Annotated in this window: 19 protein-coding genes; all 19 read right to left on the minus strand. The window is 39.2% G+C overall.

The annotated features are described in order from the left end of the window. Nucleotide 1: 1 nt before the first annotated feature. The 19 genes from F3H20_RS13480 to waaF (F3H20_RS13570) all read right to left on the minus strand — a co-directional run bounded on the left by F3H20_RS13480 (nucleotide 2) and on the right by waaF (F3H20_RS13570) (nucleotide 24,158). Nucleotides 2–967: a polysaccharide deacetylase family protein gene (locus F3H20_RS13480; protein WP_149735431.1), complete on the minus strand. Its 966-nt coding sequence runs from the start codon at nucleotides 965–967 to the stop codon at nucleotides 2–4. Continuing rightward, nucleotides 968–1,702 carry a class I SAM-dependent methyltransferase gene (locus F3H20_RS13485; RefSeq protein WP_149735432.1) on the minus strand — a complete coding sequence of 245 codons (735 nt, stop codon included), beginning with the start codon at nucleotides 1,700–1,702 and terminating at the stop codon, nucleotides 968–970. Beyond that, a complete protein-coding gene (locus F3H20_RS13490; RefSeq protein WP_149735433.1) occupies nucleotides 1,699–2,670 on the minus strand; it encodes a lipid II:glycine glycyltransferase FemX in 972 nt (323 codons plus the stop codon). Before F3H20_RS13490 ends, F3H20_RS13485 begins: the two co-directional genes overlap by 4 nt. Next, nucleotides 2,667–3,734, minus strand: coding sequence for a DegT/DnrJ/EryC1/StrS family aminotransferase (locus F3H20_RS13495; protein WP_149735434.1), 1,068 nt, complete (start codon nucleotides 3,732–3,734; stop codon nucleotides 2,667–2,669). The genes F3H20_RS13490 and F3H20_RS13495 overlap by 4 nt, the downstream gene beginning before the upstream one ends. Next, nucleotides 3,734–4,975, minus strand: coding sequence for a lipopolysaccharide biosynthesis protein (locus F3H20_RS13500; protein ID WP_149735435.1), 1,242 nt, complete (start codon nucleotides 4,973–4,975; stop codon nucleotides 3,734–3,736). Before F3H20_RS13500 ends, F3H20_RS13495 begins: the two co-directional genes overlap by 1 nt. 82 nt (nucleotides 4,976–5,057) lie before the next feature. Further along, nucleotides 5,058–6,956: an asparagine synthase (glutamine-hydrolyzing) gene (asnB, locus tag F3H20_RS13505; protein ID WP_149735457.1), complete on the minus strand. Its 1,899-nt coding sequence runs from the start codon at nucleotides 6,954–6,956 to the stop codon at nucleotides 5,058–5,060. Further along, on the minus strand, nucleotides 6,944–9,100 hold the full coding sequence (locus F3H20_RS13510; RefSeq protein ID WP_149735436.1) for a bi-domain-containing oxidoreductase: 2,157 nt from the start codon (nucleotides 9,098–9,100) through the stop codon (nucleotides 6,944–6,946). Before F3H20_RS13510 ends, asnB begins: the two co-directional genes overlap by 13 nt. Continuing rightward, complete coding sequence (gene wecC / locus F3H20_RS13515) at nucleotides 9,097–10,368, minus strand: UDP-N-acetyl-D-mannosamine dehydrogenase (protein ID WP_149735437.1); 1,272 nt, start codon at nucleotides 10,366–10,368, stop codon at nucleotides 9,097–9,099. The genes F3H20_RS13510 and wecC overlap by 4 nt, the downstream gene beginning before the upstream one ends. Nucleotides 10,369–10,391: 23 nt before the next feature. Next, nucleotides 10,392–11,867: an undecaprenyl-phosphate galactose phosphotransferase WbaP gene (gene wbaP / locus F3H20_RS13520; protein WP_149735458.1), complete on the minus strand. Its 1,476-nt coding sequence runs from the start codon at nucleotides 11,865–11,867 to the stop codon at nucleotides 10,392–10,394. Between the two features lie 121 nt (nucleotides 11,868–11,988). Next, entirely contained in the window at nucleotides 11,989–13,176 is a 1,188-nt protein-coding gene (locus F3H20_RS13525) for an O-antigen ligase family protein (protein ID WP_149735438.1), read from the minus strand. A gap of 77 nt (nucleotides 13,177–13,253) precedes the next feature. Beyond that, nucleotides 13,254–14,855, minus strand: a complete 1,602-nt coding sequence (locus F3H20_RS13530) for an LTA synthase family protein (RefSeq protein WP_223191765.1) — start codon at nucleotides 14,853–14,855, stop codon at nucleotides 13,254–13,256. Nucleotides 14,856–15,838: 983 nt separating this feature from the next. Next, complete coding sequence (locus tag F3H20_RS13535) at nucleotides 15,839–16,678, minus strand: IS3 family transposase (protein WP_149735439.1); 840 nt, start codon at nucleotides 16,676–16,678, stop codon at nucleotides 15,839–15,841. Between the two features lie 139 nt (nucleotides 16,679–16,817). Beyond that, on the minus strand, nucleotides 16,818–17,954 hold the full coding sequence (gene waaF, locus F3H20_RS13540; protein ID WP_149735440.1) for a lipopolysaccharide heptosyltransferase II: 1,137 nt from the start codon (nucleotides 17,952–17,954) through the stop codon (nucleotides 16,818–16,820). Between the two features lie 19 nt (nucleotides 17,955–17,973). Beyond that, entirely contained in the window at nucleotides 17,974–18,783 is an 810-nt protein-coding gene (locus F3H20_RS13545) for a polysaccharide deacetylase family protein (protein ID WP_149735441.1), read from the minus strand. A 12-nt stretch (nucleotides 18,784–18,795) separates the two neighbouring features. After that, nucleotides 18,796–19,887, minus strand: a complete 1,092-nt coding sequence (locus F3H20_RS13550; protein ID WP_149735442.1) for a polysialyltransferase family glycosyltransferase — start codon at nucleotides 19,885–19,887, stop codon at nucleotides 18,796–18,798. After that, nucleotides 19,884–20,867: a glycosyltransferase family 9 protein gene (locus tag F3H20_RS13555; RefSeq protein ID WP_149735443.1), complete on the minus strand. Its 984-nt coding sequence runs from the start codon at nucleotides 20,865–20,867 to the stop codon at nucleotides 19,884–19,886. Before F3H20_RS13555 ends, F3H20_RS13550 begins: the two co-directional genes overlap by 4 nt. Nucleotides 20,868–20,871: 4 nt before the next feature. Next, nucleotides 20,872–21,822: a glycosyltransferase family 8 protein gene (locus F3H20_RS13560; RefSeq protein WP_188128333.1), complete on the minus strand. Its 951-nt coding sequence runs from the start codon at nucleotides 21,820–21,822 to the stop codon at nucleotides 20,872–20,874. 148 nt (nucleotides 21,823–21,970) lie between these two features. Then, entirely contained in the window at nucleotides 21,971–23,044 is a 1,074-nt protein-coding gene (locus F3H20_RS13565) for a glycosyltransferase family 4 protein (protein WP_223191766.1), read from the minus strand. A gap of 88 nt (nucleotides 23,045–23,132) precedes the next feature. Continuing rightward, nucleotides 23,133–24,158: a lipopolysaccharide heptosyltransferase II gene (gene waaF / locus F3H20_RS13570; protein ID WP_149735445.1), complete on the minus strand. Its 1,026-nt coding sequence runs from the start codon at nucleotides 24,156–24,158 to the stop codon at nucleotides 23,133–23,135. Nucleotides 24,159–24,165 lie beyond the last annotated feature (7 nt).

The raw sequence follows: 24,165 nt of genomic DNA on the forward strand, positions 1-24,165 counted from the left end.
TTTATACATTCCCTTTTTTATTAATTATCTTATCAAGTTTACGCTGCAATACCGAACTCCACTTGCCTTTTTGTGTAATATTAACTAAAAAGTCATCATATTGTTCATCAAAATTAAGATCTGAAAAACAACAGAAAACACAATCCTTATTTTGTTTAAGTCCTTGCAAAACCTTGTGATATTGCTCAATTAAATTCTTATTAACGGTAATTTCACCATATTTCGCCGTTCGAAAATTATACGGCAAATTTAAAAAATTAAAGCTATGTAAAAAAAGTATGATTATTGAATCCATTGGCATTTTAGCTATTACTGAAAGTATTTCCTGAGCATTAGAACCATACCGAAAGTCTAATTTCTGATAACAGCTTTTCTTTATCCCAGGCCAGTATATTACATCACGTTGATAGACGGTTATTGGGATTTCCAATATGCCATTAACCTGGAATGGAGCATTGTAAAGAACTGCTTTGTATAGACAAACCTCATTTCCATGCAAAAAAGACGTATCCATAACAATACCTTCATCTTTCAATACCTGGAATGTATCATAATTTATCCCATAACCGCCTGCCCGATGCACACTAACTTCATACCCTGTCCACTCATATATTTTTTTCTTTCCAAATGCAATAATTTTTTGTTGTTCTTTTTCATTATATTGATGCAAATATCTACGTCTACGATCAAATTTACTTGAAGGATGGGTATGTAGCTCTATTTTATGTCCGTTTTCCATAATTGAATTGCATAATATAGCAAATTTTTTATCTCCAGCAAACTCACATGGATAAGCATCAACAAAATGGGTAACAATTGCCTTATATTCATTTGCAATTTCGTTAATAAGTGTATAGCCGACTGTTTTATCAAAAACTTTGCCTTCAATAAATATTTCAAAAGCATTATTTATATCTTTTGATAATTCTCCCAATTCTGTATCACAAGTTATTAATATTTTTTTCATTTACATCTTTTTTCTAACAATAGCAAGTATTTCTCTATGCTCAAACCATACATCATAAGCACCTTCTCCTAATATTCTTAAAAAGAACTTTACTATCTTCACTAAAAGTGGTCGAATAAATCCAAAAGCAATTTTCTGTTTTAGTGTACTAATAAAAATATATGAGGCCGGTACTACTTCCACATCACGGCTATCAAAATATAGTCTATAAATATCAGCTAGACTTTCCCGAGTATAACCTATCTCGTGTGTAAAATCCATGTACCGTTCATGATTGCTAAAAATCCAGTCCATGTTAGGGACTTGCACTAGTGCAACTCCTCCTGGTTGGAGTGCATCATATACCCTCTTAACAAACTCTTCCTGCTTATCTTTAGGGATATGTTCCATGACATCCTTTGAAATAATCACATCATATTTTCTATGACCATCTAAATAATCAAACACATTTGTACTCTCAGCACAAAACCCCATATCTTTAGCCATTTTTATATCTTCTAAAGATAAATCAATTCCTTTTACATTAGTAAAGCCATATTTCCGCAAAGCGGAGAGCATATATCCACGATTGCACCCAATCTCCAAGATCCCTCCCTCCCTTTTGTGGGAAATATGCGGGAGATAGTGGGTTTTAAATAGATCCTCAATAAAATTATTCTGTTGATCCTTATTTTCATATAAAAAATCACTTCGTATTGTTTTATATGATTTAAAGATTTTATCTTGTGTCTTCATTGAATACGCCTCCACCAATTAAACAATGAGTTTTTCATACTATTTAGTATTAGCTGCCCCCCAAAAAAGCTATGACTCGTACCACCAAAACGTGTTTTGAACAAACTAATACCTCTTTCCTTGCTGCCAGTTGCAGCATCAAGTGCGATACCGCCAAAATCATAATATAGTATATTTTCACTTTTAAATTTTTTTATTATTTCCCAGTGCAATAGATTTGCAGCCCCTGTTATTGGTTTACTTTTTGAAGCTCCATGCCAATAAACTGCTTTCCTTTGAGACACTAGCATAAAAGCAGCCGCTTGAATACATTCTTGATGCACTGCAAAAAATATACGACAATTGCCCGTAGCCATTAATGCCTTATAATGATTTATCAATTCTTGTTTAGCTACACCAGAAATATTAGAACGAGCATAAGTTTCTTGGGACAAATCAAAATATGTGCTTATGGCTTCCCAAGATGTGTCTTCTAATATCTGTACCCCTTCCTTTATAGCTTTTCGTATAACATTTCTATGTTTAGAATGAATACCATCAAATAGCTCTTCTTCACTTTTACTTAAATCTATAATATTACTGCCATACTCATGAATTGGATAGAAACCTAGATCCCACAATATCTTTCGATCAGGAAATCTTGATAGAGTAATAGAGTAAAATTCAAATTTAAATGGTTTAAACCTTTTTATTATTTCTCTCACTGCAAGGTCTATATATTCCGGATTGCAGTTTGTTGGTTCAGCATTAGCCTGTATATAACCAAAGTATTTATATCCTCGAAAAAAAACAAGCCACCTAAATACAACTACATTATCCTTTATTATTTCTATAAAAATGGGCGTCATTTTAACAGATTCAGCACATGCAGCCTCATACAATTGGGCAGGATTGCCGTTTTTTTGTAAAACATCGTGATTCCAAATAGAACGATCTACTTCCATACTTGATTTTAAAAAACAATTCACAATAACTTCTCCAGTTTAATTATTTTTTCATCAGTAATAAAATCCAAATCAATTAATAATAAATGATTTTTAAGATATTCTATATTATTATTATATTGTCCATTCCACATTGGTTGAAAAGTAGGCCAGACTCTACGAGTCTTAATATTAATTTTACTAAATATATCTTCTAGTTTATAAATATTGTTATGTTTAACTACATATTGCGTAAATGTATTACCTTCAAAATCTCGTAAGTAAGCTGGTATTATTTTATCTAGTTTAGAAGCTATCATTTGTCTCTTCTGGATAATATTGTGTAGATTATTTATGGAACTTTCAATATAATTCTTTTGTTTTACAGTCATTCTTGTATCAAAAACGGGATACCTACCCTTATTTTGATTATCCGTAATTTTGTAAAAATAATTAGGAATGTATAGGTTTAATTCTCTTAAAATTTTTATAAAAATCCTAGGAAATAATAAATGATGAAGCATCTTGTCTTCAACATTATTCCGATCTTTTGTTATAGCTGACAAATATTTAAATGTTTCATAATCATTAACAAATGAATGAAAAAAGTTTTTATGTTGTTCCTGGAGCTTATCCGCATAATCTTTTAACGATAAATCACGAAAATAAATTGCACCTCCAGCAGGATTATTTAATGATTTTGAAAAAGAAAATATGGCAATGTCCCCAATATATCCTATTTCTCTATTTTTATCTGGGTCTCTTGCGCCTAGAGAATGAGCACAATCTTCTATATGAATTAAACCTAAATTAGTCGAAATATTTTGTATTTCATAAACATTTTTATTAAAAGAACCAAAGTAATGATGTGAAATAATTGCTATTACATCTTTATCGAGCTTAGATTGTAAATCATTTATATCCATACTTAAATTGCTTAAGTTGACATTAACAAATACCGGATCTCCTCCTGCTTGAACAATCGCTGACGGCACTGTAGTATTACAAGTAAAGGCTGGAATTATAACTTTTTTACCTTGAACCCCTATAGATAGTAAAGCTAAATAGAGAGCCGTTCGCCCATATGATGTTAATATAGCATTATTCATTATATGCCTCTTTTAATCAATTTCTCATATTTTACTTTATACAAATAAAAAGCATATAGCATAGAAATAAAACATGCTGTAGCTGCGCCGTATTTACCAAAGATCGGAGTTAAAAGTATATTAGAGAGTAGACTTACTGCTGTCATTTGGTATGCCATCTTTTTTTGTAGTACCCCATGACCATTACTTGCCAGCCAAGAATTATAAGGTTTGTAGCCTGCTTGGCACGAGACAGCAGCTACCAAAATGAGTAAAACTATAAAACTTTCTTTAAAATCTCCGCCTAAATAAAAATGAGTAATAATAAATCCACCTGAAACCGCAGCTATTACAGAAATAATAATGCCATAGTAATTAAAGTTCAAAACTTTTCTTGAAATTTCCTCACTTCCAGCAAAATCTCTGAACTTCGAAGAAGCCAAGGCGATTGAAAAGCTATTTACAGGATTAGCTATAGAAAAAGCCATTGAATATATTCCAACCTCTTTAGCTCCTGCAAAAAACGATACTAACATTTTATCAATTTGATAAGCAGCCACATCGACAATTCTTCCTAAATACAAGTGTTTCCCGTAGCATTGATTTTCTTGATGTATTTTCTTAAAATTAATAATTAGATTAGTGAATTTCGGACGTTTCCATAAAACACATCCCAAAAAGGCTGCTAAACACGTACAAGAAAACATCATGGATACCCATAGCGGTGTTAATTGATTAATAAAATATAAAACAAAAACGGCAAAAAGAAATAAAAACCTCCATAAAACATTGAATACAGACAGTGTTAGAATTCTATTGCAACCTTTCATAACCAATTCAAAAAAGAAAGGTAATATAAAAGAAAACGAAACAATAGAAAGAGCGCGTAAAATATCACCAATTTTGTCTTCAAAAACTTTATCGATAATAAAAGAAATGATAATAATAGTTATAACATAGCCTATTGAAATTAAAGCAGTAATAACCAATAATGCCCCAATAAGTTCATCTTCCTTTTCTTTTGATTGATTTTCCGCCAATAGTTTAGAGCCACTAGCAAAATATCCAAATTCAAAAAATATAGAACAAAAACTCAAAACTGCCACTGTAAAAGAATAAAGACCAAATTGTTGAGCTCCCATGTTCTTTGCTAAAATCATGTTGGAAATAAACCCAAAAACCAAACCTAAGATTTGTGATATAAACAAACACGTTGTTTGACGTGAAGTTTTATTACTTAAAATTATTTTTATTTTTTTCATTCAATCACCGTTTAGCATGCCCATACCAGGCGGATGTAGTATGAACTTCAAATTAATTTTTATATTTTCTTATAAATGTCAACTACAAAATAAAACGTTTCCACCATAAAACAAAATTGAACAGATACCAAACTTGTCCACTTTCTCCCCTCTCAATTAAACGCTCAATTTCACTAATTTTAAAATAATCTGTTTCTGAGCAAAATTTTTTTAATTCAATCTTCATTTCTGTTCCTAGCTGTTGATAAAACCATTCTGATATAGGTACACCAAAGCCTTGTTTTCTCCTATCTATTAAATTGTCTGGGATTATTCCTCTTACTGCTTTTTTGAGAATGTATTTATTAATTGAGTTCTTTATTTTCAGATCGGAAGGAATACTCATAGCTAACTCCACAAACTTATGATCCAAGAAAGGTACACGCGCTTCAAGCCCAGCTCCCATTCCCATTTTATCCACACGCGCCAATAGCAATTCAGGTAATCGCAATCTTAAATTTGAATATGACATCCATTGCACTAAATCATCCTGCCATGCTTTAGTTTTAAACTCATTGAACATCGGTCTTATTACATCCCAAGAAGATAAACTCTGCCACTTTTGTTTCATTCTAGGCGAAAGTAATCTCTGTTTTTGAATATCTGACATCTCTTGGTTACACCCGAAGTAAAGTGGATAGTGTAGACTACTACGATTTAACCATTCAAAACTCATGCCTACATCTTTACCCATGGTTTTTAAAGCAAGTTTTCCAGTATTAAACAAAAAAGAATTCCCATATTTGCGTCTCATATTATCAAGCTTTAGAACTTTAGTCCAATATGGATATCCCGCAAACAATTCATCGGCGCCTTCTCCTACTTGACACACGATAGCGCCGCGATCCCGGGCTAATTTAGAAACATAATATACCGGAACACAGACTGGATCAGCAATGGGTTCATCCTGTAAATGTACCATGCGGGGTAAAAAGTCCAGCAGGTCATCTACATCTAACAACAGTTCATGATGTTCCGCGCCGACTACATTTGCCATCTGCCGCGCATAATGTAATTCATTTTGGTAGCTTTCATATTTCCCCTTATAACCGATGGAAAAAGTCTTGACTCCTCCGCTCATGCCTTCTGAAAACAAGGCGGCATTTGTACTAGAGTCAATTCCCCCCGATAAAAAAACACCAACGGGAACATCGCTTACCTTACGTAAGGTAACCGCTGTTCGCAATTCATTTAAAATCATCTCCGCAATATCTTCTTCAGGCACTTTAGAAAGTGGTTGTGTATGGTCCAAGACATCCCAGTATTTTTGTTCATAAGTATCACCGTTCATGCGAATTCTTAACCATGTCCCAGGTGACAGTTTTTTTATTCCGGCAAATAGTGTCTGAGGAGCAGGAGTAGTTAAAAAAGACAAATAGTGGTAAAGGGCCTCTTCATGCACCAATCGTTTCTGCTCCGGATCTTTTAGTAAGGCTTTAATTTCGGAGCCAAACGTGAGTCTACCATGATGGATACTGTAATATAAAGGTTTAATTCCGACACGATCACGTATCAACCACAGTTCCTGCCGCCGTGCATCCCATAACGCGATGGCAAACATTCCACGGAATTTCTCCAAACAGTTAATTCCCCATTGTTCAAATGCATGGAGAATCATTTCTGTATCTGAATGGTCAGTTTTCCAAGTATGTCCCCCAAGTGCTATTAGCTCTTTTCTGATTTCCGCATGATTGTAAATTTCACCGTTAAAAACAACCCAAAGTGAGCCATCTTCATTGCTCATTGGCTGGTTTGCCATATCAGATAAATCAATAATAGATAACCTGCGGTGCCCCAACCCAATCCGTCTGTTCGTGGAGACCCATGTACCTCCGCCATCCGGACCTCTATGTATCATTTCATCGCGCATAGAGGTAATATATGCTTCTGTAATTTGAAAATTGCCGCTGTCAAAAGTAAGAGCGCCGACTATTCCGCACATACTGCTCCCTCCAAGTGCTCCGATACTTTGAACGCAATTTCCATCGCTTGTATCTGCTGCCACAAAGGTATCGGCCATTCGCCACCATTCTGGATAGTTTTCGCTAATATTTCAATTTCTTCATATTGACCTTTTTCACTTAATTTTGTTTGTAAAGAGCCAATTTTAGTTCCTGCTGCTTTCAATGATTTATAATCATCCAAAATCAATACTTTCCCATCAAAAAAAACTTCCATTTGTTCCTTGGGATAATCCGTTGCCCCCAACGCCGTATATGTCAATGTTGCTACGGAACCATCCTCATAAGACACAGTGGCAACGAAATTGTCTTGAGAGCTATAATAGCCCGTCGTAGGAACTATAGACTGTGCCTGAACATTTCGCACCTTACTATTTGTGAGGAAGTTAAATAGATCATAAATATGACAGGCTTCGCCGATATTTCGCCCGCCCCCTTCTTCAGTATGCACCCAGTGATTCAACGGAATATACCCTGCATTCATCCGATAATTAATCATCAGGGGATTTGTCCTTTGAGAAGTTAGTTGATACATCGCCTGCGCATAACGCGAGAAACGGCGATTAAAGCCTGTCAGTAAGACAGGAGCTGTTTGATCAGTTGGTAAGGATTCATAAAATTTTTTAATCTTATCCAATTCTTCATTTGATAGTGCAAGAGGTTTCTCCACCAATACATGTTTTCCCGCTCTCAATGCCTGCAGTGCCATATTCGTATGTAAATTATGCCGGGTAGCAATAACAATTAAATCAATGTTCGAATCATTTAATAACTCTTGATAGTCTGTTGTCGAATACTCCGCCTCAAATTGACTAGCCACAGCTTTCGCGTTGTGCCCAGTCCGACTCATAACCGCTTTTAAATGAAAATAGTCTGACAATAATTTTATATTAGGTAAATGGATTCCTTTAGCAAAACCACCTGCTCCAGCCAATGCAACACCTATTTTACCTTCTGCTTTGCCTCTTGCTGAAAGGTTATACACTTTTCTTTTAGTCTCCAACTTTTCCTTTGGATACTCCAACAATACGATCATGGGCCTATCCTGACCGTTTTTTAAGGCTTCATACGCTTCTGTAGCCTTCTCAATCGAATAAGTCTTTTGAATTAGCAGATTAACTCGGACTTTCTCTTCTGAAACAAGCTTTAAATATTCTAGCATATTACGATTTTCGGTCCAACGGACATAGCCAATAGGGTAATCCAAGCCCTTTTCTTCATAGTTTTCATCATAGCGTCCCGGACCGTAAGAGGAAGAGATAAAAAAGTCCAGTTCTTTCTGATAGAAGTCAGCGCGGTTTAAATGCAAACCAACATCGCCAACCAACACAACCCGTCCCTTTCGGCGGCACATCTTAAAGGCAGTAGACACTACCGCATCAGAGGGAGTCGCCGCCGTTATAATAACACCGTCGGCACCATTTCCCTCCGTAAGGCGAATTACCTGCTCCACATCCAGATCGTCATCGGGATGTATCCCGTAGTCTAATCCCAATTGATAAGCCATATTGATTCTACTACGATCTATTTCAACTCCAATAACACGGCATCCATTGGCTTTCAACAATTGAACTGTTAATTGTCCAATAATTCCCAACCCAATAATAACAAAAGTTTCTCCTAAAGTAGGGTTGCTACGACGCACTCCCTGCATAGCGATTGCACCAACTGTCACCGTGCTTGCTTCTTTAGAGTTTAAACCTTTTGGAATTTTCGCAACCAAGTTATGAGGGACAGATATATATTCCGCATGAAAAGCACACTGAGCGCCCGCGCAAGCTACATAGTCACCTGGTTTGAGATCATGAATATCTTCCCCGCATTCTACAACTATACCAGCCGCCGAATATCCGGTGGGAGAACCACTAGAAAGTTTCCCTGCCACGACTCTTCTTGTCTTTTCAATTCCTTGTGACATAACCATATCAAAGACTTTTTTTACTTTTTGCGGCTGCTGAATAGCCCGTTTCCATAGCGGCACCGCACTTCCTTTTACTCCGCTCATCTCCGTACCCGCCGAGATGCAAGAATACTCCACTCTGACTAATACAGTACCTGCGGACACCTGCGGTGCCGGAACTTCTTCTACTGTCGCCATGCCTTGCTTTATAATCACTTGCTTCATTGCCACATCCCTCGTGTATCAATAACAATTTTTTCTCCAAGCATAGACAAATTCACACAGGAAAAAACCTTATGATTGACTAGCAACACAACAACGTCAGCTTCATGGATAGCTTCTGTTATAGAAGCCATTCGAATATTTTCAAATTTGATAAGTTGCTGAGGCAATCGTGCAACATGGGGTTCAACAGCTAGAATTTGATAATCAGGATTTCCTGCCAAGCTCTCAACAATTTGGACCGCAGGACTTTCTCGTAAATCATCGATATCTGGCTTAAATGCCAACCCTAAACATGCAATAACCGGCTTTTTAAATTTATCACCATAAGCTACAATTTTATTAACAATATGTTTAGGTTTAAACTCGTTTACTTCTCTGGCCGCACGTATCAATTTTGCTTTTTTCGGCGCCGCATCCACAATAAACCAGGGATCAACAGCAATACAGTGACCGCCTACGCCTGGACCTGGCTGCAAAATATTCACCCGTGGGTGCCGATTAGCAAGATGTATAAGCTCCCATACATTAATATCCAGTTCCTCACAAATAAGTGAAAGTTCATTGGCAAAAGCAATATTCACATCACGAAAAGCATTTTCCGTTAGCTTAGACATTTCCGCTGTCCGTGAATCCGATAATAATAATTCGCCTTTTACAAACTTCTGATATAATGCCTTAGTCTTTTGCGCCGATCTTTCATCAATTCCTCCAATAATGCGATCATTCTCCACTAACTCACGCAAAATCTGTCCAGGAAGAACACGTTCTGGGCAGTGAGATAGGTACACACTCTCCCCTTTCTTATCTTCAAAACCATCTCTACGTCGGGACACTCTCAGATCAGGACGAATTTCACGTAACCATTCTCCAACTTTTTCTGTCGTCCCCACTGGGCTTGTCGACTCTAAGATGATCAGATTCTCCGGTTTTACGTAGGGAGCAATTGACTTAACTGCATCTTGAATATACGACAAATTAGGGCTGTGTTCATCTGTAAAAGGAGTCGGGACAGCTATTATAAAGACATCGGCCTCTTTCGGTTCAGAAAAAGCCTTTAGCTTACCACTCTGCACTGCAGCCTTTACCATCACGTCAAGATCCGGTTCATATATGTGAACTTGTCCACAATTAATCATATTTATTGTTTGCTCGTTCACATCGACCCCATATACTTCAAATCCCTTTGTTGCCAGTAAACTCGCTGTTGGTAACCCTATATACCCTAGACCTATTACACATATCTTTTCATCATAGTTTAAAATCGACATGATATAACCCACTCTCACTAGTTTTAGTATGCTCCCCTTTTATTCAGTACCACGTCCAATGTTTTGAGCAATAAAACAATATCCTGCCATAGTGACCAGTTCCTTACATACCAGGAATCCATTTTAAGCCTTCCTTCAAACTCTATTTCATTCCGTCCGCTAACCTGCCACAAACCGGTAACCCCCGGTACGGTTTCCAGAATAGCATGGGCCATATATCCCATACGCGCTCTTTCTCTTGGCAGATATGGCCGAGGTCCTACAAGACTCATATTACCAATAATTACGTTAAATATTTGCGGTAACTCATCTAAGCTGTATTTTCTTAACCAAATTCCAACTTTCGTAATTCGCGGATCATAGCCTTTAATTTTTGCATATTTATCCCATTCTTCTTTAGCCTCGGGACTTTGTGCAAAATAATCAGCCAGCATGGCATCCGCATTAGGATACATTGTCCGGAATTTGAAACACCAAAACAGTTTTCCCTTTTTCCCTAATCTTTTAGCAACGTGAAATACTGGTCCTTTAGAGTCAGATTTAATGGCTATTCCTATTAATAACAAAACAGGAATAACCATCAATAAAACAGCAATTCCCGTCACTATATCAAACATCCGTTTAGCCACTCGGTTTCGCCAATAGGAAAGATTATTTTTCATTCTAAGCATTATTGTCTGTTCGTTGTACAGGGCTTCTACTTCCATATTGCTTAATGGAACACCAAATAAATCAGGCACAATTGTTATGTTTTTAACACAAGGCTGAATTCGATAAATTAAACTTAACAGTTCACTTCTTTCCAAGCCAGGAACAGCAATAATTATGTCTTCTACAGCACTGTTCATAATAACAGCATCGGCGTTGTCAAATGTTCCCACGTGGGGATAAACGCGGGTCAACGGCTTATTTTTACAGTTATCTTCGATTACACCCACAATCTTATATCCCAAATTTCCATCCTTAGTAAAGCTATTTGCCAGTAATTCAGCGGTTTTTCCAGCCCCAACAACAATAATCGGCTTCTGCCACAAGTTACCACTCAACAATAGTCGTTTTACCGTATACCTTGCAATAACCAGACAGATAAAACTGATAAACCAACTTAGGCAAACAAATATTCTTGAAACATCCGCCTCTTTCATAAAATACATAACAACAATCATTAAAGCACTTACATAAGTACACGCTTTAAATAATACTTCCGCACTCTTCCACAGAGGCAACCGTTTATTGTATAATCCTCCGTAAGCTAAAAAAAACAAGTAAATAATGGGTACAATTATATATGTGTATGTGTTATTAACATGAAAAGGCTCAAGGGAAGGAACAAAATATAATAATATATCACCACGGATGTATTCTGCGAATAAGATAGATAAAACAATAGCCCCATAATCAAACAAGGCAAGAAACATAGGGACACTATAACGTCCAATCCGGGAAAAAATACTTTCTGAGGATATGGAGGTTGTTTCGATAATAACGTTTTTTGACATTCCATCCACATTAATTCCCCTTTTCGTGTTACTCACTACTTAATGCTTCGACATAATTGCCTATTTTCCCTGCAAAATCCGCATTTCCCAATAATCGCCACTATTATTAATTGCTATTTTTTCACAGGCCGTGTTCATTATCAAAGAAAAGACTTACTCCCATGAAAAACCATAATATTTTCGCCAAAAAGGGAGCCCAAAAAATATGGTCCACTAATGAACTAACTGTAATGGCGATAAGCAGTGCCAAAATCGCCGCGTGATATCCCTTATGAGTTTTTCTCCATACTGTAATTAACTCTTTATACATATGAAATAACAGATACAAAAAAGCAGCTAAACTGGGGAGTCCAGTTTCTGCGGCCATCATTAGAAAACTGTTATGTGCATGGGGATTAGATTTTTCCGGTGATAGAGGATTGATATATCGAGCATTGTAGATTTCTCTGAACTGATCAAAGCCAACCCCGGTCAAAGGATAATCCCGGATCATATTTATGCTTGATTGCCAGATATAAATCCGGACATAATTGGACTGCCAGTTCGGATCAAACAATGTTTTCACTCGCGTTATATAGAGCGGTGCCATCGCGCCAATCAATATAAAAGCAATGATTACCCCAGCGACTACTTTCCTTTTATGCTGCCGAAGTCTATCTCGCAGCATAAATGCGACCGCTAATAGAGCCACTCCTGTTCCTATCCAGTCACCTCGGGCCTGTGTTAAAATTAATGCAATAGAACAAATAAACGCGCAAAATAAATAAATCAGCCGTTTGGAAAATGACAACGTTTCAATAAGAAAGGCACTGATAATAGGCAGCGCTATTTCTAAAAAAACTCCAAACATAACATGGTGCATATAAAGTCCTGTAACATACAAGTGCTTTGTCTTTATAAATTGGTATATAGCATAGAAGGACGCGGTTACTGCCCCTGCAATATAGCTATTTAGAATTGTCTCAGTGGGAACCTCTTTTCCCCTAACTCGACAGGATTGTACCGCAGCGAACAAAAAAAACGGCAATACATACACTATCATGCGTGGATATTCCTGATAGCTGGAATGAACATCCGTTGAAAAAGGTAATGTTAGAAATATTGTAAGGAAAAGTACGCCCAGAGGTTTTACCAGTGGTTGTTGAACAAATTGTCCTATACTCATTTTGTATTCGGCCAGCAAAATGACACAGGTAATGACACTTAACCCAAAAAATAAATTAGCTGGTGCCTTACCAATTGGAGTAAAAAAAGCAAAGGCACAAAGAGAATACCAAAACAACTTTTCTTTTGAGAATGATGTAATCAATATCTCACCTCATTAATAATACTTATAACGACATCAAATTCATTTAAAACATATCCAACTTTTTAACTAATTCTTCTTTATTTAACTATTTTCCCTTTCTCAATACGCCACCATGACAAAGCCCGCATAGCATCAATGGTTTGTTGAATGGAATCACGTGTTCCTAAAGTCCTGGCTGTTCCGTCAAAATCTTCAGCGTCTTGTGCCTGTATCTTTCCGATCGCATCTGGAGTAATCCAAACATTGTGGCTAAAACCGATTGAACTGCCTCGTGTTAGACTGTCTCCTAACGAATAGTACCCAAAACCTTGCGGGGCTATCAATTCAATCAAGGTGGGGATAATATTAATATGACTGCCTGCCGCCGCAGCCGGAATGACCCCTTTCTGGATTCCCGTCCCATAAACCACCAGGGGAATACTATACCGGTCGAACAGGGTCGGAGTTTTGCTGATATTGGTTCTATCGGCATGATCACCAGTAATGACAAATAAGCTCTCTGGCTCCTTCTCTCTCATTTTCAAAACAAACGCAGCAATCTGCCGGTCAGTATACCAATAGTGACCCAGCCGTTTAAGTAAGTCCTTGTCATCTCTGGCCTCCGCCGGTAGCGCTGCAGCCACCTTGTTTTCATCAAAGCCTTCCTTCGCCAGATCAATCGTATAAGGAGCATGATTGGAGACAGTCAAAATAACATCAAGGGTCGGCGTATCATCGGTAAATGATGCGGCAATGGCGTCAAACAAATACCGGTCGTCGCTCCCCCACACATTACCGGACTCGCTATGAAAATCGCTCACCCCATAAAAATTATCAAATCCTTGCGCCAACACAAAAGCCTTAATCCGCTCCCAAGAACTTGCACCACCATACCAAAAATTAATTTTATAGCCCAGCTTTTTAAATTGTGGCGCCAGAGCGGTAGCGTATGGTTCTTTATAGGATTCCGGATGATAGTTCGGATACAAGCTTACATCAGATAAGCCGCTGACTATTGCCGTTACCGCCATGGGCGTAAACGCGCCGTTCGGTACAAACGCCGGGATATGAACAGCATCTGGGCGGGCCATGATCCCTTTAATCCCATCAGCAATATGTAGACTGCTATAGGAATCCAAAAGCGGCCACTGGGCAAAGCTTTCCCCTAAGATGATAAAAATATGTTTTGGCTTAGGTATTTTGGCTCCTTGCGCTTGTTTGGCAAAGGCATGATCAATTTCATTCGCCGTAAAGTTACTACCCGTAAGATACGCCGCGTAACCGCGGACTTTCGCTGCATCAATCCTCAGATCCGCCCCTTCCTGTACCCGCTCCTGTATGCTATAAGCACGGTATAGCGCCTGAATATCGTCGATAACAGCCTCATTTAGAAAATCATCTCCCGTTGCAGCCGCATTCTCCCAATGCAGCGAATGGGCATAGGTCAAGCTGCCACCAAAGCGAGTGAATACCATAAACAGAGCAATACATGTGACAATAGCCACTCGAAAGAGCAGCCTCTGATAGTTTTGCGCAAACTGCGGCGCCGCATATGTGTCTCTTGCCAAAATCCGCTGCAACAGCCGGCAAAGGATATAAGAAATAATCCCGGCAGACAACACTAGAAAGGGCAAATAGTAATCGACTACCAGCGTGTATGATAAGGCCGAAATGTCATCCCGGAGTGTGTTAAAAATCATCTGGTTAAATCCGGTGTGAAACTCGCGGTAAAACGGTATCCTAGCATGGAACAAGAAAATAAGTAAGCTAATATAGATGCTTCCGAAAATAACCCGCAGCCGCTTAAGCTTCCCTGTGCGGAAAATGGTACTGAACAGAGTACAAAAAACAAAAGAAAATAGCGTAATGACGGCTGCACTTTTCAGGCTAATCCGTAAACCATAAAACAGAGAAATTAACACATCGGCTATGGTTGACTGCGCTCCAAGATATGAATGCAAGACGCCGATAAATGCCATACGCAGCAAACACAATAAAGTTAAAATAAATAGATATAATTTTAAATCTTGCTGAATATTTTTAATGAAGATTTCCCACCTAGACAAAATAAGACTTCCTCTCCAACATTGATTAACACAATATATAATTATAAAACTTGTTGCACAGAAACTCTATAGTTTTTTTGTTCTTTCTAAATAAAGGGGTATCATATTACAATAATCTCAAGATTTTTTGTAGTTTTTGTATTTTTAGTTAACAACATGGTGTAATTTGTATACTAGGTAGAAATCTTGTCTATACTTTGTAAAGTTAAACAAAGAAGTTTATGACAATAACTTTAGCACTTATATACGATTATCGGTATTTAATATTCGGTCGATTCCAAATTACAAAAAAAACTCTCTGCAGACGATATTGCAACAACCGGCTATTTTTGAACAAGTTACGCGATCTACTTTTCATTTATTTAGGTTTTAACCCTTAATTGAAGAATCTTAGCTATACTGAAGTCGTATTCAAGTACCGATTTTTTCCGAAGTTAAAAAATCAAGTTGTAAAATACAGAGGGTAAAGTTAAGGTGAAAAAGTTTGGAAAAGAATATGAAAAGAAGTAAGAACAAGACTTCTCTGAAATAGCACAAAATAACCCCCTACATCGTTTTTGAGCTATTCCAGAAACGATGGACAGTAATAAGAAGCCCACTCGTAGTCTAGCTTTAAATTACGCAAACTGACACCGTTTTTCGCACGATGTCAGTTTTGATTTTAATTGAATACGCTCATGATTATAGAAATGGATATATTCGTCAATAATTTGTCTGGCGGTGGAAAACGTTTTGGGTCTGTTCCTGTAGATACATTCCGATTTAAGGATTCCAAAGAAGTTTTCAGCCATAGCATTATCATAGCAATTTCCTCTTCTTGACATAGAGGGTGTTATACCATATTCTCTAGTTAGGTTAAAATACGCGTGAGAAGTGTATTGAAGCCCTTGATCACTATGGAGTTGCAGCTCTGTAGTGATCTTTTCCGTTTCCATCGCGGCTTCAATTGTATTCAGTAGTAAATGAGCTGTTTGCTCATTTCCAATCTTATAAGCAATAATACTGTTATCGTACAAATCACGAATAACAGACAAATATAATGTGCCTTCACCGGTTAGTATATAAGAAATGTCTGTCACCCATTTGAAATTCGGCCTGTCAGCATAAAAGTCTCTATTTAGAACATTTTCATATCTATGTAATTCATCTCCCATCTTTCGATACTTGCATCGACGACGAATCTCAGACAATAATCCATACTTGTTCATGACTCGTAAAACTGTTTTGATGTTTATTGAGATATTCTTTTTCTTTTTTAGCCATATTTGACGGCAAGAATATGTCTTCTTGCATCGCTCTTGGCACTTTGCAACAAGTACTGCTAGATATGCATGCCTATCTAGGTTATCAATACGTTTAACGAAATCATAGTAGCCACTTTTCAAAACCCCGAAGAAACGGCACATCACCCTAACTGGATACCGATCTTTGGCAAGGTACTTAATTAATGGACTCACCTCCTTCCAGCGATTCGAAGAAAAGAACGCAATAACTCAACTTCCATCTTTAATCTTTTAATTTCTTTTCCTAATTTATCAATGTGTGTATATCTTCTTTTTATCATTAACGACGAACCCCATTCGTAGTTTCATTTTCCTACGAATGGGGGTGTTTTGTCATTGTCCGTTTTTTATGGTTCAGTTCAAATGTAGGGGTTTCGGTTATTTTTAAAACCTTTTCGCAAGCGGCTACTGCCTCATCCACCGAAATCGTTAATAAACACTTTGGAGAAGAACACTTTATTTTTGTTCCGTCACAAGGATGACAAGGATAATCGGGAGCCAGGGTAATGGCATCTTCACAATAGGGTCCCCATTTTTGGGGAGATGTACCACCGTAAATGGCCACCATGGGTATACCGATGGCCGCAGCCATATGTGTTGAGCCAGTATCTATCGTTAGAAAAAAATCCGTTTTTCGCAAAACACAGGAAAGTTCAACTAAATTTGTCTTACCACATAGAATACTAAGTGGAAAGGATAGCATTGTTTTTAGCCTTTCGGCGGCTGCTATATCGGCAGGAGAACCTATGACATAAAATACGGCATTATATTTAGCGGCAATGCGTTTTATCGTCGCAGCAAACCTTTCAATCGGCCAGTCTTTAGTCGCTGCACCACTCTGGATGCAAAGAGCAATATTAAGGTGTTTTTGATGTTCCTTGCCCTGCTCTTTCACGGCTTGTGCTAATAACATGTCCGCTTTAGCGTTGTTTTCTTCCGTGCTTGCAGGTAACATCATTTTTGCCACATCGTATTTTCCGGTAAAACGATTAATAAATATTTCGTGATTTTTAGCCTGTAGAGTTTGTTGTGCATCATAATCGATCTTGATGATATCTGTATAAAAAAGTTTAAGATACATATTACGGAATTCAATTTTTTCAAAACCAATGCGCTTAGGAACTCCGGCCAGCCAGGCAAGCATGGCCGAGCGTGGTTTATTATCGGCAACTATGCACAAATCAAAATCCCTTTGTTTAATTTCAGTGGCAATCTGCCGAATTTCACGAAGACTGGCTTTATGCGAATAATTATATAACATAACCTCGTCAATCATAGGATGATTAGTAACAATCTCTTTGGTTAACGGTTTAACCATCATGGTAATCTTAGCGTCCGGATAAGCTTGCTTTAGTAAATAGGGTACGCTTGTCGCAATGATGGCATCGCCAATTTTTCTTAAACAAAATACGAGAATATGTTTGTAGGATTGGCTCATTTTGGACTTCATTCCTTCCTTATACCCTGTTTCATTTCCATCTTAGCCATTTTGCACCACGTTCTATTTTTCGCAGCATAATAAATAATATATGAAATCGGCTAACTTTGAGAGCAAATTCCCATGAGGGCTGCCTGGAAGATATGGGTATCCTGGGTAGGGCATACATATCGTGATTCCACAGAGGCGCATTAGCAAAAATGGCCAATGCGCCTCTATAACCGCATTGTTTCGCTATTTCGGTTGCTCTATTATCAAAAAAACCATAAGGATAACAAAGAAAATCGATAGCAGCTCCTAGTTTTTCTTGCAATATCATTTTGCTATGTCGAAGTTCCTGCTCCAGTCTTACCTCATCGCATTGTGTAAGGAACGGATGCTCCAGCGTGTGTGAGCCTATTTCCATGCCAGCGGCATGCCACTGTTTTAGATGATCCCAGTTCATAGTCTGAGTGAGTTGTTTATTGAAATTCTCCCATTTATTTTCCATGCCGACCCAATGAACAATGGGAAATACAGTCGCTTTCATATCCCGTTCTTTAAGTAAGGGAAGGGCGCAGGAGAAATTGTCTTCATATCCATCGTCAAAGGTCAAAATAACCGGTTTGGGCGGAAGCGGCACTTGCAGCGTAACATGATTATATAAGTCATTAAGCGTTATGGTGTGGTAACCATGTTTTTTTAGATAATCCAGTTGTTCCTTAAATTTTTCCGGCGGCAAAGAGTTTCTATCACCCGGCACGGTAGCAATGCGATGATACATCAGAATAGGTATACGATGTTGAAATTTGATAAAAAATACGATCATGAGTGTAACCATGATGAGTAAGGCAATAAACATGTTCAATTCTCCTTATACCTGTAAAGCACTTGCCATGCCGTTCACATCCTCGGGAAAGCTGACCCCGGCCTTGTGCATGATTTCAATATATGCAGGATGTAATGGTTCTTTATAAAATTTGACCAGGCTTATGGCTTTCACCGGTTGCCTGGCGAATTTGTCAGGAAATAGCAAGGCGGAAGATTGATAGCTAATAATAGCCTGTATCTTTTTTTCATAGGCAAAGGTTAACTCAACCGGTTCTATCGAATTATAGATAACCATATCCGGCAAAGTCTTGCGATAATAATTAATTTTGTACGAACTGTCGTTAGGATGCGGTTTATAGAGTAAACGCCCCTTAGTTTTCACATTGCGAAGAATTTCCTGCAAGACGGCTGTTTCTTCTAGCAGCGTAAATTTCTTTTGTTCAACCAGCGGTTGGCTCAAGTACAAAAAGCTATTGCCTTCAATGGTTGGCACGAGCAATTTTTGTCTGCTGAGCTGTTCCAGCGCCTTAGCAATCCATTCCTGTTCAATTTTATAGGCACAAGGCGAAAATCGCTGGAGCAGTTCCGGTTTATACATGAAATCACAAGTTCCCGACTGGTTATCTCCTGCGGTAGAAGTGTTAATATTGACCTTACCCGTAATACCCGCCATGGTTTTTAAAAGAGCAATCTTCGTTTGGTGAAAGAAACTGCGGGCCAGTGATCTTCTCCTGTCCTCATTGTAATAGGAATAGAGGCCATCCTCATAGCGGCAGAAATTGTCTATATCAAGTGCTCCTACCAATAATTGATTCTGAACATCAATATCACTGCCTAAAAAAACAGTGTTAATTCTCAGTATACCAATGGAAGCCCTAACCTCTGCCACCTGCGCCTTGTAGCTAGTAGTTTTATGCCGGCTGCTTAGCCAATTCCCCAACGGAAATACCTGCTGCCAGCCACCAGCGGCAGAGGACATATGGCGCATGATCGGATTATCCTGCCATTTCTCATAACCATGGGGATGAATCAGTGCCAAATAATTATCATCGCCGTTAAAACGACCTTGCGCTAAGATAAAGGATGTCAATAAATGAAATGGCGTATTGACAATGAATAAGTTTTTGTTTTTCACTGCGTACCCTCGCTAACCAGTAAAGTCTGTAAGCTATGCAAAATATTCGCCGTTGTTATATTCTCCGACAGCAAGACATGCGGATAATATTTCGCCGGCGCCCATTTTGCCAAATGCCGGCAATCATTAACATAAAACAAGGCTACCAGTGGAACACCTGCCGCACAGGTAAGATGTAAAGTTCCCGTATCGACACTGATGACGGCAGCACAGCTTTGAATGACAGCAGCCAGCTCGGCGATGCTTGTTTTATCTGTCAGATCAACGAAGGAGCAGCAGCCACGTGATCGTAGTTCGGCCGCATACTCTGCCGCCGTAGGGCCAGCTCCTAGATACACTACCTTTTTGCCAGTCTGTTGAAGAGAGGTAATAACTTCAACAGCCGTAGACAGAGGCATATCTTTTTCAGTTTTTTTGCTGATGGCACACAGCCCCACCAGTTCATCCTGCGGCTGTATCCCCAGTTGACTGAATAGCTTCTGCACATAGGTCTCAGCCGCTAATGGCGGTGTATATTTAACGGGGAGATCAACGGCCTTTTGATGGGTTAGAGCTTTAATTAATTTTGTATTTTCCTGCTGGACAGTTCCCAAGCCTTTTTCTACGCTGATAGTGGAAAATAGATAGTGAAGTAGACCCCGGTTATCACTAATAATGGTGTGTGCGCCTAATGCCTTAGCGATACAGATGCCACGTTCATTGCCATAAAGAACAAAAGCAACATCTATGCGGTCTTTCAGGCTGCCCCGGTGCTCCTTAAGAAAGGTAAGTATACCCGCCAGGCCTTTATGTATGCCCGCTTTATCATAGCATACTACCTCATCGACACCGGCCATATATTTAGCGGCCTCATAGAAGGGCTTATTCACCATGAAGATAATGTTTGACTCTGGATAGGCCAGCTTGATATTTTGGCATAAAGTATTGGTTAATAATACATCGCCAAAAAAGGAAGTATTGATAACTAAAAAGTTTTTCATAATACTATTTACCTGCAAATTTAATCGTAACTTTGGTTTTTATATATTTCCCATACCAGTAAAGCCCTGCCAAATAGTCTCCGGTCTTAAGCAAACATCGGGCGTAATTTCGCATTTCCCTATAATTTTGCGGTCGTGTCGGTGGGCAGTTTTTCCATGGCGACAGGCCCTCATACATACTATATATATTTCGCGTGAAATCATTGCATAAGTCGCTCAATGCCCAGGCAATGCTCCAAGGCTTCGGATGAGCTGCGAAGTGCAGGAATCGAATGCCGTCATCCGCTATATACGGCGTATTGATTCGATTCCATTCTTGCCCCAGATATGTTATTTTGCCTGACAAAACAACATTCAGCACATCCTGGTCAGGATACCTGAATTTCTGCGGTTCTTGAGCCAACAATGTCAAAGCCTTGTTGGCAACCTGATAGTTGTTCCAATGGTTTCTTACCAGCAATAAGACGCCCGAGTTAAAATAAGTATGATTGGCCAAGCCTAACACTGTATTGCGTTTGGTCGCCAACGGCTCTACATCAGGTACAGCCGCTGCAATATGGTCTGCCAAATCCATTGCAAACAAGGCTTGTATATTTCTTAGGCAAATAATATCGGCATCAAGATAGAGTACTTTCGGAACTTCCAGGATCGCCGGAAGGATAAATCGGTAATAGATGGATGCCGGAAAATGCACTTGTACCGGCAGTTGAGCAAAAACTGTCTGATCAATGGTGTAAACATGGATATTAACATTAAAATCGCAGGCTAATTGCTCAAGCTTCTTCGTACTATCATTGGTAAGACCACTCGCCAGCACGTGAACAATGATATGACTATCCTGGTTATTGTGACAAATCGAAGCAATCGAGGCTCCCATGCAACGCACATAGTTATTATCAATGCCATAGCCAATATGAATTTCCTCAAGGCCGGGAGCTACATGCTGCCTGCCCATGAATACCCTCCGATCCTTAACGGCTTCTATCAACATCTTGTCATATAGCAAATTGCCTCAATCCCCTCACACTTATCCATTTGCGTTAGCTTTTCGAACTGCCAATACAAAACCGTCAGCAGGTAATAGATCACCAGTATATTTTTACTTATTTCTTTACATCTTGATATATATCAACAAGTTTTTTTATCATATCGTTGCTATCAAAATGACTCTCTACCCATTGCCGACCTTGCCTTCCCATCGATAAACGCAGTTCTTTATCATCAGCCAGCATAGAGAGCCGCTGATATAAATCATCCAGATTATGTTTTTCCACCAAAAATCCGGTGCGTTCATGATCAACCGCCTCCGGCGTACCGCCAACGGCATAGGTCACGACCGGTTTTTCCATAGCCATGGATTCCAGGAGCACCAATCCAAAGGTTTCAAAGTTAGAGGGCAGCACGGTTGCGTCAACCCCGGCTAATATATCTTGCACATGCACCCTATGGCCAAGACAATGAACACGTTGACCGAGCTTTTGTTTCCAAATACGGTATTTCAGCTTCCATAATCCATTGCCCTTACCAATAACCAGTACATGCCAATCTTGTGCGCCGCCATAACGTTCCAATATATGCAGCATATCTGCATGGCCTTTATTCCGTAAATTTTTAATTCTGGCGACAATCGCTACGGTAAACGCATTCTCCGGGATATCCAGTTGCTCACGAATTTCAGTTGCTTTGTTGGCATGCAGCTTAAATTTATGGAGGTCAATGCCATTATACACTGTGACTAGCTGGTTTTCCCCAAAGCCTTTTTGCAGGGCGTAATGACGCACATATTCACTTACACAAATGATCTTGTCGCATTGATTAAGGGTCATTTCCTCCGCGTTGTGTCCAAATACGCCATGCGCCGTATATACGACCGGCACATTAATCCGTTGTTTTAGCTTAACGGCTGCTACACCGGCAGCGGCAGAATTAGCGTGGATAACGTCTATTTGATGTCTTCTGACGATTTTCTCCAACAGCCAAGCCGCAAACGTACTACTAAAACGAATAGGAACATGATAATGCCTGATCCCCTGTTTTTTAAGAGAATCGGCCAGCATTCCCCCGCCTGAAGCGACAATTACGGTAATCCCAAGCCGTTGTAATGCCATGGCGATAGTAGCGACATAGCTTTCAGCCCCACCAATGTTGAGGCGTGGCACGACCATTAATATATTCAAGCAGTTTCCTCCTTGGTAGCTATTATTCAGGATAAAGCCACCCAGCTATGGAATGACAAATGCAAAAGTCAAAGATAAACCAGCCTATTTATTGATAACTCACGTATGGCGTTAACGCTTTCCAAACCTGCTCCGTGGTAATTGCATCCAGACAATCTATAGCCAGCGGACAGGTACGTTTCCAGCAGCCGTCGCAGCCATGTCCGGCCCGTATTACGGTACTCCGGGATGAATAAGGACCGTTCCGCACAGGATCGGTAGGACCAAAAAGGGCAACCGCCGGCGTACCAACAGCAGCAGCCAAATGCATCGGCCCGGTATCACCACCGACAAAAGCGGCAGCAGAGCGTATAACGTAAGCAAGCTGTTTTAACGTCGTTCGCCCAATAAGGTTTACCGGAGGAATTTTCGCTTTACTCACAATTTCTTCGCCAAGCATTTTATCGCTTGCAGCGCCAACTAAAACAGGAATTAGGTTTTTGTCATACAATTGATCTGCCAGCGCAGAGAACTTCTCCATGCTCCAGCGTTTATTAGGCCAGTTGGCACCCGGCGCCAAAGCAACATAAGAATGCTGTATATCCAGTCCACTATGTCTTACAACGGCTTCCACTTTGGCAATTTCCGTTTCGGTAAAGATTATAGAAAATACCGGTGCCTTGATTTGACAACCCAAATAGCGGACAACATCCAGATATCGCTCTACTACGTGACCGTTGGAATGAGTACCGCAAATGCGTTTACCAATCAACTGGCTGCCCTCCCGGGCATTGCAGTAAACCAGCCTTTGTTTTGCACCGCTTATATAAGAAATCGCGGCGCTTTTAAACAATCCCTGCAAGTCAATCGCCAGGTCAAAGTGCCGCTCTTTAAGCTGCTTTGACAACGCAGGTAAGTGTTTCAGCAGGCCGGCAGCCGACTTAAACTCCTTCTTATCAAAAAGAATCACTTCATCAATATAAGGGTTATTCTCTAAAAGACTATACGCAGCCTTTTCGACAATCCAGGTAATCCAGCAGGCGGAATTTGCCGTCTTAAGCGCATGAACCACAGGTAAGGCATGAATGACATCACCAATGGCACTAAGTTTAACGATAAGAATATTCCGGTACATCCTCAGG

Source organism: Propionispora hippei DSM 15287 (genome assembly GCF_900141835.1).
GTDB lineage: Bacteria > Bacillota > Negativicutes > Propionisporales > Propionisporaceae > Propionispora > Propionispora hippei.